General features: G+C 64.7%; 11 protein-coding genes. 5 read left to right on the top strand and 6 right to left on the bottom strand.

The annotated features are described in order from the left end of the window. Positions 1-91 precede the first annotated feature (91 nt). The 4 genes from mobF to OG203_RS10975 all read right to left on the bottom strand — a co-directional run bounded on the left by mobF (position 92) and on the right by OG203_RS10975 (position 6,195). Positions 92-4,582 (bottom strand): MobF family relaxase, encoded by a 4,491-nt coding sequence (mobF, locus tag OG203_RS10990; protein WP_405167828.1) that lies wholly within the window; start codon positions 4,580-4,582, stop codon positions 92-94. Positions 4,583-5,226: 644 nt separating this feature from the next. Continuing rightward, positions 5,227-5,532, bottom strand: coding sequence for a hypothetical protein (locus OG203_RS10985; protein WP_405165568.1), 306 nt, complete (start codon positions 5,530-5,532; stop codon positions 5,227-5,229). A gap of 39 nt (positions 5,533-5,571) precedes the next feature. Beyond that, a complete protein-coding gene (locus tag OG203_RS10980; RefSeq protein WP_405165567.1) occupies positions 5,572-5,946 on the bottom strand; it encodes a hypothetical protein in 375 nt (124 codons plus the stop codon). A 111-nt stretch (positions 5,947-6,057) separates the two neighbouring features. Continuing rightward, positions 6,058-6,195, bottom strand: a complete 138-nt coding sequence (locus tag OG203_RS10975) for a hypothetical protein (RefSeq protein WP_405165566.1) — start codon at positions 6,193-6,195, stop codon at positions 6,058-6,060. Between the two features lie 179 nt (positions 6,196-6,374). Between OG203_RS10975 and OG203_RS10970 the strand changes: the two genes are divergently transcribed. From OG203_RS10970 to OG203_RS10960, 3 genes are all read left to right on the top strand, one after another. Beyond that, positions 6,375-7,454, top strand: coding sequence for a tyrosine-type recombinase/integrase (locus OG203_RS10970; protein WP_405165565.1), 1,080 nt, complete (start codon positions 6,375-6,377; stop codon positions 7,452-7,454). Between the two features lie 4 nt (positions 7,455-7,458). Then, entirely contained in the window at positions 7,459-7,782 is a 324-nt protein-coding gene (locus tag OG203_RS10965; RefSeq protein ID WP_405165564.1) for a helix-turn-helix domain-containing protein, read from the top strand. 422 nt (positions 7,783-8,204) lie between these two features. Next, positions 8,205-9,506 (top strand): hypothetical protein, encoded by a 1,302-nt coding sequence (locus OG203_RS10960; RefSeq protein ID WP_405165563.1) that lies wholly within the window; start codon positions 8,205-8,207, stop codon positions 9,504-9,506. Positions 9,507-9,558: 52 nt separating this feature from the next. On the opposite strand, the gene OG203_RS10955 is transcribed toward OG203_RS10960, so the two are convergent. Then, positions 9,559-9,927 carry a hypothetical protein gene (locus OG203_RS10955; protein WP_405165562.1) on the bottom strand — a complete coding sequence of 123 codons (369 nt, stop codon included), beginning with the start codon at positions 9,925-9,927 and terminating at the stop codon, positions 9,559-9,561. Positions 9,928-10,051: 124 nt separating this feature from the next. Here OG203_RS10955 and OG203_RS10950 point away from each other — a divergent pair, with 124 nt between their 5' ends. Continuing rightward, positions 10,052-10,936 carry an IS5 family transposase gene (locus OG203_RS10950; RefSeq protein WP_405165561.1) on the top strand — a complete coding sequence of 295 codons (885 nt, stop codon included), beginning with the start codon at positions 10,052-10,054 and terminating at the stop codon, positions 10,934-10,936. Between the two features lie 353 nt (positions 10,937-11,289). Here the strand turns inward: OG203_RS10950 and OG203_RS10945 are convergent, their stop codons facing one another. After that, on the bottom strand, positions 11,290-11,922 hold the full coding sequence (locus tag OG203_RS10945) for a TetR/AcrR family transcriptional regulator (RefSeq protein WP_405165560.1): 633 nt from the start codon (positions 11,920-11,922) through the stop codon (positions 11,290-11,292). Between the two features lie 126 nt (positions 11,923-12,048). Here OG203_RS10945 and OG203_RS10940 point away from each other — a divergent pair, with 126 nt between their 5' ends. After that, a complete protein-coding gene (locus OG203_RS10940) occupies positions 12,049-13,683 on the top strand; it encodes an FAD-dependent oxidoreductase (RefSeq protein WP_405165559.1) in 1,635 nt (544 codons plus the stop codon). The last annotated feature ends 133 nt before the right edge of the window (positions 13,684-13,816 follow it).

Raw genomic sequence — 13,816 nt, 5'->3', positions numbered from 1 at the left:
GCCGACCGGCGACACACCGCCAGGTGGGGGAATTACGTGACGGCCGGTGGAGGAATTGAGTGACGGACAGTGGGGGAATTCCGTGACGGAACTACCCCTCACCTGGGGGAATTACTTGACGGCTGACAGCTGGCGTGGTTTGAGCGTGGGGTGGTGTGTTCAGTTCGTGTTGGATTCGTTGACGTAGTTCGTGGGCGTAGTCGGCGAGCTGGTTGTCGCGGTCTGGATAGTTGGGTATGGGGCGGAATTGGCTGTTGTAGGGGTAGTCGGTGAGTGCTCGGAAGCCGTGATCGGGGTGGATGTCGTCGTGGGGTGTGGTGTGGGTGTTGATCCATGTGTCGGTGCGGTGGCGGAGTTCGTGGGCGGGGTCGGGGACGAGTAGGAGGCTGGCGCCGAGGTCGCGGTAGTTGTTGGTGGCGATCACGGCCACGAGCGTGGTGGTGTCTAGATGGTGGGCCTGGGCGAGGGCGATGGTGTCGAAGAGTTCGTCGTAATGGCGGGATTTCTGTGTCTGTTTGTAGAGGACGGCGGGGAGCGCGCGGTAGAGGAGCTGGTCGGTGCGAGCGTCGGCGAGTTCTTTGACGTAGTGGTGGTAGTCGCGCACCATGCGGTTGATGCGGTCGGCCCGGTTGATGTGGTGGTAGTCGGCGAGATCGCCGCTGTGGGGCTCGGTGACGGCATCGACTGTGTCCGAGTGGGACGACACGGCAGTGATTTCCGGGTCGTGCGGGGTGTTGCCGGTCGGTGTAGTTGTGGATTGAGCCAGTGGTCCGCTGAACTCGCTGCTGGTGTCAGCTTGGGCGACACCAGGACTGGATACATCGCTGCGCGGTGGCGCTAGTTGGTCGGCTGTGGGGGTGATGAGGCGGTGCCGGAGTTGTTCTGCGTGGTGGGCGAGTTCGAGATCCATTGTTGGATGGCGGGTGGGGACAGGTCGCAGTGTGCCGGTGTAAGGGCTGTCGTGGAGTGCGCGGAATTGTTGGCGTGGGGAGGCGAGTACCGCGGTGGTGTTGAGGCGGCCGCTGAGCGTGTTAGCCATCTGCGGGGTCAGGCTCGCGAGGGTATCGACCGCTGCTGTGGTGATGGCGGGCGGTGTGATGGGGTGGTGAGCGTGGATCCAGGTGTCGGCGCGTGAGCGCAGCAGGGCGGCGGTGTCTGGGGCGGTGGTGAGTGATTCGCCGAGGTCGCGGTAATTGTCGGTGGTGATCGCGGCGACGAGTTCGCAGGTATCGAGGCCGTGAGCGTCGGCCAGGGCGAGGGTGTCGAGCAACTGCTGACAGGTCGGCGAACCCATGGTGGCGCGATAGAACACGACCGGCAGGGCGTGAGCGAGCAGATAGGTGCCGCGTGCGTCGGCGAGCAGCTTGTAGGCGTGGGTGTAGGTGATGCGGGTTCGGTGGTCGGCGGCGGTCTGTTCGGCGCGCATGATGTCGATGGCGGAGAGGTTGTCGTCTTCGCGGGCCAGGACGCGGGCGAACATGGTGTGGGGTTGGGTGGGGTCGTCGGGTTGTTGGTTGCCGGTGGGGTCGATAAGGGTGTCGGTGGCCAGGAAGATGCGGTTGAGTTCCCAACCGCGGGTCAGCCCGACATAGGCCAGTGCTCGTCCGAGGATGTGGTTCATCAGTACGTAGGCACGGCGGACGGTGATGCCTTGGGCGCGGTGGATGGTGGTGGCGTAGCCGAGTTCGACGTGGTGTCGGATGTAGTCGGTGGGCAGGTGCACGCTGCCGCGGTGGCTGGTACCGATCACGGTGATGGTCCCGTCGTGATGGATCGTCCGGATTCGCCAGAGGTCGCCGTTGTCGATGTGGGTGGTGTGGCGGATGCCTCCGGTGATGCGCAGGCGAGGGTTGTTGAGTCGGGTGACGACGACGTCACCGACATAACCGGTGTGGCTGTCGGACAACAAGACTCGACCCTTGCCTGTATTGATGCGGCCGGTGAGTGCGTGGTGGGCTTGGGTGGCGGCGTTGAGTGCGGAGACATCGGTGAGGGTGGCGGCGATCATGATCGAGGAGATACCGGCGGCGGTGTCCTCGAGGTGTGTAGCAAGGATGGCTGCCCGGAGTTGATCGCTCATCCCGCAGGTGACGCGGTCGTTGCTGTTGTAGAACTCCCATGCTTGTTCGAGGTTTCCGTCGCGGATGGCGAGGGTGGCGTCGGCTTCGGCGGGGTCGGTGAAGCGCACCACGTGGCGCAGTTGGGGTGCTCGGGTGTCGCGGGCGAGGGTGCGGAAGATCCCGCCGGCTTCCACAGCGGGGAGTTGTTCGGGGTCACCGATCCCGCGTAGGACCGCGCCGCTGGCGTGGGCTAGGGCGCGTAGCGCGTCGAAGTCTGCGGTGGCGGCCATCGAGGCTTCGTCGATGAGCAGCATTGTGCCGGGGAAGACTCCGGTGGGAATGCCGTATGCGGCTTGGGTGAGGAGCCGGTCGATGGTGTGTGCGGGGATGGCGAGGTGGGCGGAGAGTTCACGTGCCGCCGATGCGGAAGGTGCGAGAGCGATAACCTCGCGGCCTGAGGCTTGCCAGGCGGTGGCGACAGCTTTCATCGCGGTGGTTTTCCCGGTGCCAGCGGGCCCGACCGCGACCGCTAATTCGGTGGCACAACAGCACAAATAGCGGGCGATCTCGCGCTGTCCCTCGTTGAGAATGAGCTTCGTATTCGTCCTGATTCGTGTGATCGCGGCGTCGACCAGCTGCGGTGGGATCGCTTCAGGACTGGGGGTCCGTGCGGATTGGAGGAGTCGAGTTTCGGCGTCGAGGACCGCGTGGGAGGTGTAGCGGGTGGCTCCGGTGACGGTGAACACGCTCTCGCCGTCGCGACGAGCCAGCGCGGTAGGGACGGGGTCGGGGTGGAGGGTGAGTTGGATGCTGTGCTGGTCACGGACCGTGGCGGTGATGTGTTCGACGGCAGCGCGGTGAGCGGCGTCGGTGGCGAACTCGATGACCGCGAGGCGATCTTCGACTGCGGAGCGGATGTTGGCTTCGGTCCAGGTCGCCCGGCGCCGTGCGACCGTGTCCACCACATCCTGGGCGATGCGGGCTGGTGTCCAGATCGCGCGCAGGCGCGCGGTGTGCGCGATGGAGATGCGGTCCAGGAGTGCGAGTTTCGGGTGCTGGGATAGCAGTAATTTGACTGCTTCGGCGGTTCGCGCTCGTGCGGCGGGGGTGGTGAAGGGCGCGAGGTTGAGGTGGTGTTCGATGCAGTGGTCGAGTTGGCCGCGAGTGCAGTCGATGAGAGCGCGGGGGCCGCCGAGATCAACCCCGACCGCAATGGCGATCTGTTCAGGATCGGTAGGACCGTGTGCGTCGGGGTGGGTGTGAGAGTGCAGCAGGTCGCGGGCGAAACGGACCGCGTCGCGGCCGTCGCCGAGGAAGCGGTGGGTGCGGGTACCCCATTCGGTGACCATGTCCCGCAAGGTTTTCGGGAGTGGTTTGGCGTGGCGGGTTTGCAGGGTTGCTTGTTGGGCGAGCCGGTACTGGACGATGGTGCTGGGGTTGCGGCCGTGGCGAGCGCGATAGTCGGCGACGAGTTCTTCGGTGCGGGCGATGATGTCGGGCGTGCGGGAGAACTCGGCGATCATCTCGTCACTGGCGCCCACGACTTCCAACACGGGCTGTTTGCCTCGGCCACGAGGGCGTTCCTCGAAACGAAACCCGACCTGGCGCCGGACCTTGCCGATGATGGTGGCGTTATAGCGCGAGGAGAACGACACCGCCGACGCATACAGTGGCCGCGCGTCCAGCGCCGACCATTTGCCGTCGGAACCGAGCACCTTGTTCGAGACGACGGCGTGGGTGTGCAAGTTCGGGTCACCAGATCTGTTGTCGAAGTGATCGAACGCCACGATCACAAACCCGTCGGCATCGATCTGCCGGATGCCGTTGTGACCGCGGCGCGTGACCGCGCACTGGGATTGGGTCCATGCCAGGACTTCCCGCACCGCTTCGGTGTGACAGCGCCAGATCATCGCGCGGAGCTCGTCATCGCCCAGGCCCCACAGGATCGAGATCGACTTCGGTGGTGTGAACACCAGATCAAACCCGGCGACAGCCTTGCGGCTCTCGGACTTCTCCTCGGCTAGAGCGGCTTCGATCTCGCTGCGTTCGGGTTCGCGACCGAGGGTGGCAGTGAGGTGCTCGCGGGTGGCGTCGCTGCGCAAGATGGTGCGTTCATCCCAGGTCGGACGACGTTGATAGGTCTGGATGAATGTGTCGATGTTTCGCGCGAGGAGATCGGTGATCGGTGAGGATTTGTTGGTGAATTCGTAGAAGCTGGCACCGAGCCCAGTGGCTTTGACGGCCTGGGTAGCGGTCTTGCCGGCAGCGATTCCAGCGGCGATGATCGCATTCGCTTGCGGATGTAATCCTTCACCGAACAACGCTTGCATTTGCGCCTCGGTAACGTTTCCCGAAACGCCTAACCGGGCTGCGCCGGTGCCGAGCCATATACCGGGCGGGGTGCCGCTCTCGAGGTAATAGTCGGTGAGGTCACGTGTGCGATCCCGCAGGCGATCGCCGCTGGCCACCTGCCTCGTAAGGTACTGGTAGCCATCGCCTGCATGGAGTCGATGGATCGTCATCACACAGTCGAAGATAAGCGCGTAATCGCACTCTAAATTGGTCATTACTGGCCGGTAGCATCACGATGCAAGAGGTGTGTCAGTGTGAAGAAATAAAACCCATATGGGAAGTGCAGAGGAATAGTGGCGAGGATTGCATTGATAACAATTCGGTGAGATTGTGGAAATGGATCAGAGAATGATCAGATGAGAAATCCCGCACGTCGCCGCGCGCAGCGCGGCAGACACGGGTGAAAGGGAGGTGCGGTATGGGTGCACAGGAGGTGTCGGCGCGTAAGCGGGCGCGCAACGCGATCGCGGGTGTACTGGAAGCGCAGATGCGGGCGGCGAGGGCTGCAGAAGCGGACCTGGTCGAGTTCCACAAACAGGCGGGCCGATTACGGCGCGCGGCGCTGCGGCGCGACGTGGTGATCGCGGACGCGGTCACCCGGTATGAGGGGACCGCCGCAGAAACAGAAGCAGCGCAGGCTGCAGTGCTGAAGAGGTTGGAAGAGCGCGGTATGCAGGAGGCACAACTGCGGGCGGTGACCGGAGTTGATGTGGCGGAGTTGAAAAGGTTGCGTCGCGTCGTCGCCGCCGAGGCCATCGCACACGACGGCCGTGGACCGACCCGGAAAAGGGCGCGGCGCTCATCGCCGCGAAAGTTAGCCGATCAAGACCGAGCGGGGAACCAGGTGCCGCAATCCGGGGAGTTGGAACAGGGCGCGGGCGAGGCGCGATCCCCAGGCACCGTGTTTGGCGGCCCAGGCCCAGTGCCCGGCCAGCCATAGCACGAATCCCCCAGCGAGCCAGGGGAGACGGGCGGGTAGGGCGTAGTCGGGAAACAGCACGATGCCTAGTAGGGCGTCGAGGACGATGAGGAATCCGAAGATGCGGGCGAGCATGGGGAACAGCCACCAGATCGCTAGCAGTACGAGAGCGATGAGTGCTACGAGCCAGATCAGCGACATCGGTGGACCTCCGATCATGTGGAACATGTAGCGGGGGAGTCATTTCATTGCAGCGCGATACCGGTCGGTATGGAAGCGATTCCGGGGAACTGGGTGGTTGGCAGACGGGTGCGGTGTACCCAGGCGTTCGTGCTGTGAGCACAGCGCGTGAGCGGATTCGCGATCCAGCGAATCGTCAAGCGCGACGGTCAGCTGCCGAACGTGATCGCGCAGTAGGTGAATGTCGGAAGCCAGAGTGCGGATGCGCGACTCGAGCATGCCGATCAACGTGAACTGGGCGGCGGCCTGCGTCGCGGGGTAGCAGACTGACGAGACATACGTCGGCGACTCCTCGAGGGGCGCAGGCAGCGCGAGGTCGTGTGATTCGTCGTGCTCACGTGGGAGAGGGAATGGGATGGTGTCCTGAGCGGACATGATCAGTCACCTCCAACAGGGAGAGACGTAGTACGAAACGGCGATCGGGGAGCGCCGTTCTGCGACGAAGTGGTGGCCGGGCGGGGCACCAGGGGTGCCCCGCCCGGTGGGTCAGAACGGCGGTTCGCCGTCGGCGCCGACACCGGCGAGTTCTCGGTCCTCGGCAGGTGCGTCGTCCGTGCCGGGAGACGATTGCGGGTCGGAGTCGTTGTCCCGGGGGTCGACTGCTCGGCGGTCGAGCTTGGCCACCTTGGCTATCCCGAATCCCGCAGGTTCGCTTTCAACCTCGTGCTGTCGGAATAGCCCGTGGTCAGGGTGTTTTCGGTCGCCCGAGGGCCTTGAGGGAATTCTGATCATTGTTCGAGATTCCTGACGGTTCTGTGATATTCATGTCCGATGCCTCCTTTCGGTGAACTCTGGTGCGGACGGTGAGCTTTGCTGTTGTGCGGTCGATCGGCTCGCCGCGGCAGCTGCGGACGACCCAGGACGAGGAGGACTACGAGCAGGAGCTGGTCGACCAGTTCGCCCTCGCGCAGCTGGGTGCGGGCGCCACCGATGGGTTCGTGGGCACCGAACGGTCGGTGATCTTCGAATTCATCCGGTTCTTGGGTCGGCCGGTATGGACGACCCAAGCGGCGGATGCCGACCGGTTCTTGGTGCACCTGCGCCAAGAACGTGATCTGGCCCGCTCGACCCGCGAAAGCAAAGCGGGCACCTTGGCGCGGTTCTTCGAGTTTGTGATCGCCCGCTATCAGGGCGATATCCACGCTCTGACAGGCTTTGTCGTCGCTCAGCCGATCGATGAGTTCAACCGGCCTACGAGTTCGGGCATGTCAGTGGTGCGGGTGCCGCCGAGTGCGGACGAAGTCGAGACGCTGTTCGCGGGCTGGCGTGTAGCGTTGCCGACCGCGCGCAAGTATTTGCCTGCGGCGCGGGACTACGTCGCCGCGTCGTTGTGGCGCCGGGCGGGGCTGCGGATCAACGAGTCGGTGATGCTCGATATGCGGGACTGGCGACCGGATCTTGGTGAGCACGGCAAGCTGCACGTCCGTTTCGGTAAGGGCAGCCGTGGTCGGGGGCCGAAGGAGCGTCTGGTGCCGGCCATCAACTCGGTGGACGCGTTGCTGGGCTGGTGGATGACCGATGTTCGACACCAGTTCGGTGATGACTGGTCGGATCCGAACGCGCCGCTGCTGCCCAGCGAACGACGCGATCGTCATACCGGTGGTTGCGCCCGCGTCGGCGACGACGCCCTGCGGTCTGGTCTGAAGAAGGCAGTGGCGCTGTGGCTGCCAGCATGGGGCGACCGTCTCAGTCCGCACGGATTGCGGCACTTCTGCGCGTCGTCACTGTATGCCCGTGGTGTGGACCTCAAGGCCGTCCAAGAATTGCTCGGCCACGAGTGGCTCTCCACGACGACCCGATACATCCACGTCCACACCGACCACATCGAGCACGCATGGGCCAGCGCGAACGACCGCGTCACTGCCCGCTTGATAGGAGAGTGAACCGATGCGCTGGAACCTACGAATGGTTGCCGCCCAACACGGCATCTGGAAGTCCACGGAACTACGGCGACGACTCGCCGACGCTGGCCTCGAGGTCAGCGCCGGGAAGATGTCGGGCCTGTGGACGGGCACGCCGACCACCATTCGACTCGAGGACCTCGACGTGCTCTGCGCTGTACTGGGCTGCGCGCCAACGGATCTGCTGATCTGCGAACCCGAGCAGGTCGCGGCCCGCAAGCCGCGCAAAGCCGCCAGCGCCGAATCGTCGAGAACACCGACACCGCTGACACCCCGACTCGGGCGCAACCGCTCGGAGCCGCCGGTCTGAGCGGAGCCCATCCACCGCGACCATGCGCCCGATGCCGCAACCGCCCGGTTGCCTGGAGCACTTACCCTAAGACCGACTTCTGCTACGACTGCATGCCCGGCAAGCGGGTGGTCCCGCCGCCCTGTCGTCGATGCCGACGAGTCGGCGGTTACTACTCCGCCGGTCTGTGCGACCGCTGCCATCGCCATGCTCCACAGTCGGCGACCGCCTGCCTGGACTGCAACGCCTGGGGCGTGTTCCGGACGACGAGGTGGTTGTGCTCCGCGTGCATGTATTGGCGAAAACATCACAGCGTCGGGACCTGCCGGATCTGCGGCGCCTTGCTCGCGGTCAATGACGAGAGTGCCTGCCGATTGTGTTGGCGCGAATTCCTCGACCATGGCGGCCGAAAAGGCACACTCGGCTTGGAGGAAGCCAATCGCTTGGGCCAACAACTGTTCCTGGCGAACCTGCACCACGCGAGCGCCGGACGCCCCAGGGGAACCCGCCGCAACGACGCCACAACAATTCAAACGCGCGGGTTGGTCATTGCGGCAACGAGTTTCCGCCCCGTCGGACATAGACAGCTGCTGCTGTTCACCGTCGACCGAGACCTGCGCAACGGCCGGGCGAGCGGATTCGATGAACCGGCGCATCCGTGGATGGCCGCCTTCCTCAAGCAGTTCCTCATTGATCACGCCGCTCACCACGGCTGGAGCAAGTCCTCGATCAAGATATCCCTGCAAGGGCTCGCGATTGTGCTCAGCCTGCAAGACACCCCCGGCGCGCCAGTGCGGGCCTCGGAGATCCTGGCGTTGCACCAGATCCACTTGACCACGCTGCGCCTGCTCGAGGTCTGCCAGGCTGCCGACGTACTGGAAGACGATCGAACCCCCGTGTTGGACAGCTGGTTCGCCGACATCACCGCTGAGTTGCCCGAGCCGATGCGCAGCGAGGTTCGTCGCTGGTTCGCCATCATGATCGAGGGCAGTAAGACGCCACCTCGCAGCAGAGCCCGATCCGAAACGACCGCTCGGCTGTATCTGCGTTGGTGCATGCCCGCGCTCCGATATTGGGCGGGGTCCGGACATGTGTCGTTGCGCGAAATATCCCGTGAGGAGGCCGTGGCGGTGTTGCCCGATTCGGGTAACCCTCGTGCCGGGATGGGACAGGGCTTGCGATGCCTGTTCCGGGTACTCAAGTCTCATCGGGTCCTGTTCCTCAATCCGTTGAGGAGCGTCAGTACGGGAACCCACGAACGACGGCTCCCGATGTCGCTCCCAGCGGTCGTAATCCGCGATGGCCTCAACTCGCCGGACCCCGCCAGCGCTGCCGTGGTCGCGCTGACTGCGTTCCATGCGTTGAGATCGGGCGATCTGCGCAACATCCGGTTGACCGACATCCACTCCGGCCGACTGCATCTTGAGGGCCGCGTCATTCCCCTGGCAGAGCCCGTCCGCGTTCGTATCCAAGCCTGGCTGTCCGAACGCACACAGCGCTGGCCCAATTCGGCCAACCCGCACTTGTTCATCAGCAAGCGGACCGCGATACGTGCGAAACCCGTTGGGGTGGAATGGGTCACGCAGCGACTCGGATTGACTGCCCAAGCGATCCGCGAAGACCGCATCCTCGACGAATTGCACGCCACTGGCGGCGACGTCCGACGCATCTGTGATCTGTTCGGGCTCAGTATCGCTGGCGCAGTCCGATACAGCTCGGCACTCGACCACTCAGAGCGCGTCTGAAAACTCCGGGTGGCTCCGACTTCCGCGCCGCCGCCGGATTTGGGGATTCTGATTACGCTGTCCGTTGCCAGCGCAACCGGGCCGTGACCCCAGCAGCGGGTGCGCTGAGGCAGAGCTCTGTGCGATCGGCCGAGAGATCGGCGTTGCGGGCAAGCACGCTGCCCGCGCCGAATGGCGTCGTACCGACGCTGACGTGATGGATCACGGTGTCTGCCTCGACGGTGACGGTGCCGGTGTAGGCGCCCGAGAGCAGGCCGTCCGGTTGATGGTCGGGAACGTGCAGAATTACCCACACCTGACCATCTGCGGTGTAGCGCAGCATTCCGGACGCGCTGGGCTGGTCAAGGATCCGAACCCCAGTAGCTCCGGTGATCTCGATCCGGTGCAGTGTCCACGTTCCCACCAAGTCGGCAAAGCGCATGGCTGGCCCTCTCGGTCAATCAGGTCTGTTTCTATGAGAACTCGGTGCTGGTCGGCGTGTGATGGGAGGAGCTCCCGGTAGGAGTTGGGGTTACCACGCCATCAACTGCATACCGAAAGCTCCTGTGTCAGTGTCGCTTATCTGCTCATGTTCGTCGTGTCCGGCCCATGGCGAGTCGTCCGCCACGCCGTCGTGCCCGTTCTACCCGTCGTCCTCGCTGACCGCCGCTGAGTGGGCGATCCTGGAGCCGCTACTGCCACCGCCGGGTAACACCACCGGTAAGGGCGGACGACCGGAGAAATGGCCGCGCCGGCTGGTGTGCGATGCGATCTTCTACCTGGTCCGCGGCGGCATCGCCTGGGCTCAGCTTCCCCATGACTTCCCGCCCGCGAAAACCGTGTACGACATCTACCGGTGGTGGACGAAAACCGTTGTGTGGCAACGCACCAACGACTGCCTGCGGGACCGGGTGCGTATGCGTGCTGGGCGTGCGCCGCAGCCGAGTGCGGCGATCATCGACTCGCAGACTGTGCGCGGTGCCGACACCGTTCCCGCCAGCACTAGCGGCTATGACGCGGGTAAAAGGGTGAAAGGACGCAAGCGGCACATCGCCACCGATGCGACCGGGCTACTGCTGGCCGTCGTGGTCACCGCCGCCTCGATCCAGGACCGCGACGCCGCGCACCGGCTGCTGGCCGCGATGGCGGCCCGCTTCTGCGCGGTGTCGATCGTGGTCGCAGACGGCGGCTACGCCGGACGCTTCGAGAGGTGGGCGAAATCCGTTCTGGCCGTAGCGATTCAGATTGTCAAACGCGGCCACACCGCGACCGGGTTCGAAGTCCTGCCACGCCGTTGGGTTGTGGAGCGAACCTTCGGCTGGCTGGTCAAACACCGCCGCCTGATCCGCGACTACGAAACCCGCCCCGACGACCACGAAGCGATGGTCTTCCTCGCCGCCATCCACACCCTCACCCGCCGACTCGCCCGCACCGACCATCAGGGCACCTGAGTTCTCAGATGCCCTCTCAGAGGTTTTTGAACCTGGGCTCGGGCGCTGAGAGGCCCGTCGGCCGGTATTCGTCTGTGGTCCAGCGGAATTGGCTGGCAGCTAGGACGTGCGCCGGGAATGTGGCGCGAAATCGACCAGGGCATCGAGCGGCGTTGTACTTCGCTTCGGGAAGCGTCGGACGAGGGGGCCGTCACGCCGTGATGGCTTCTCTCGACGAGAACACGACCGCACAAGGATGACCATCGCCAACAAGAGACCGGTCAGCGGATCACTGGCAGGAACAAGAGTATGGGACCCGCCACGGCCGGGCGTTTCGGCAGTGGACGCGTGGCGCCAGGCCGATCGACATCGATCTAGTCGCTGTCGCGTCCAAGGAGCCGGACGAGCAGGGCGACCTGTTCGGCGTAGTGGGCGATGAATTCAGGTGAGCGCGGGTCGATCCCGCAGACACCCTCGATGACGTGCGGCAGCGTGGTGGGCGCCATGGCCGCCGCCATCAGCATGACCAGCAGTGAGGCCGGGTCCAGTTCGGCGGGCAGGCGGCCTGCGGCTTGCAGGCCGCGCAGTTCCTCGACGCTGTGCTCGAGCATCTTCGCGCGCGGCGCGTGGTCCGGATCGCTGTCGGGGCCGGTGTATTCGAGTCCGCCCCACGCCATCAAACGGACACCGTCCGGGTTGTGCCGCGCCTCGAGCGCGTAGCGGCGGAACTGTTCGGGCAGCGGGGTTTCCGGGGGGACGAGGTCGCGGCGGCGTTCTTGCCAGCGCTGTGACATGGCCTGGTACAGGCCCTCTTTGCCGTCGAAATAGTACGAGATCAGCTGCTGGTTGACCCCGGCGCGGGCGGCGATCGCGGCGGTCCTCGCGCCCTGGAATCCGTGGGCGGCGAACTCGGCTTCGGCCGCGTCCAGGATGAGCTGGCGGGTGCGTTCAGGGTCGCGCTGGCGCTCTTGCGGCTTGGGTGACCTGCGGGGCTTCGACGACGGCACGAAGCGATTGTACATACGCATAGCAGTTTCAGGCATGAAGACAAGTTAATCAACTACATGATTGACAGAGTACTTCGTACGATTGATGATAGGCGGACAGTTCGACCACTAGAGGAGAAGTCCGTCGTGAACACACATCCAGGCGCCCAGCAGACCGCGGTCCTCATCGTGGGAGGAGGTATCACCGGCCTGTCCGCCGCACTGTTCCTCGCCCGTCTCGGGATCCGCCCGATTCTGGTCGAACGGCACCCGACGACGGCGATCATGCCCCAGGCGCGGGCATTCAACCCGCGCTCGATGGAGATCTACCGGGCCCTCGGCTTGGAGTCGGACATCCGGAATCATCAGTCGATGCTGGTGGACTTCCCAGAGATGATCGGCGCGGACACGTTGTTCGGCCAGGAACGCTTCCGAGTCGACCTGTTGGCCCACGTTCGGCCGCCGGAGTGCCTCAGCCCCACCGACTGGGGCATGATCGATCAGGACGAGTTGGAATGCATCGTGCGGGCCGCTGCCGAAAGCAGCGGCGCTGACGTGCGGTTCGGCACCGAACTGTTGTCCTTCGACTCGCACGACGCAGGTGTGACGGCTCTCGTGCGCGAACTCGGCAGCGGTGCCGAGTACCGCGTCCACGCCGAATATCTGATCGCCGCCGACGGCCACCGCGCAGGCATTCGCAACCGGCTCGGTATCGGCGTGGACCATCCTGATGCTTCGGGCACTGCGGTGTTCTTCCTCTTCGACGCCGACCTCGACGCCGCACTGCGGGGACGCCGATTCCTGCTCGCCTACCTCGACCGCCCGTCGACGGGCACGGTCCTGGTGCCGCTACGGAAGTTCGGACGATGGATGCTCGGAGTGCCCTACCAGCCGGAGCCCGGTGAAAGCGCCGCCGACTTCTCTGAGCAGCGCTGCATCGAACTGGTCCGCCACGCGGTTGGGATGGAAGATCTCGACATCACCCTCATTCCCCCGGTACCCGGACTGCCCCACAAGGTCTCCTTCGTTACCGGTGGTGGGTGGGTCGCAAACCAATACCGAGCAGGGCGGGTGTTCTTCGCAGGCGACGCGGCCCATGTCGTACCGCCCTCGGGCTCCTTCGGCGCGAACACCGGCATCGCCGACGGGCACAACCTGGCATGGAAACTCGCCGCTGTGCTCAACGGCCAAGCCGGAGACGCACTCTTGGATACCTACGAAGACGAGCGCCGCCCGGTTGCCCAGACCACGCTGGACACTGCGATGCAACTCCTTCACGACCGACACCAAAGTACCGGTGACGACGTCACGAAAATCGACGACCTCACCATGATCTTGGGATATCGATACCGCTCCACAGCCATCCTCGCGGAAACACCCGCCTCGGACAGGCCCGTCGAGGATCCCCGCACCCCCAGTGGGCGTCCAGGCTTCCGTGCACCACACGTCTGGTTGCACCGGGGCGGAACGAAACTGTCCACCGTCGACCTGTTCGACGGTGCGTTCACCATGCTGGTCGGCCGGGATAGTGCGGAGTGGACCACAGCGGCCGAAAAGACAGCCACCGCACTGAATCTCGACGTGCACATCCACCACATCGGTACCGACTTCGACGACCTCGACAACCACTTCCCGGCCGCCTACGGCATCACCCACACCGGTGCGACGCTTGTCCGACCAGACGGATTCGTCGCCTGGCGCGCCGCCGACCTGCCCGCGGAGCCCGACCGCGAACTACTGCAGGCACTGACCCGACTGCTTGCGCGGGGGAACCACGGATAGACCCCAACAATTTTCGTACTGACACCCGGGTTTAGAGAGACAGCTTGCTCTACCGAACAGACGCGGCACGGTGGCCCGCAAGTCGGACGCTGCTGCGGGCCACACGCCGTTACTACTGCCGGTTGCGTGAACC

This window comes from Nocardia sp. NBC_01499, assembly GCF_045040275.1.
Lineage (GTDB): Bacteria > Actinomycetota > Actinomycetes > Mycobacteriales > Mycobacteriaceae > Nocardia.
This window is presented reverse-complemented; position numbering and strand designations above follow the sequence as displayed.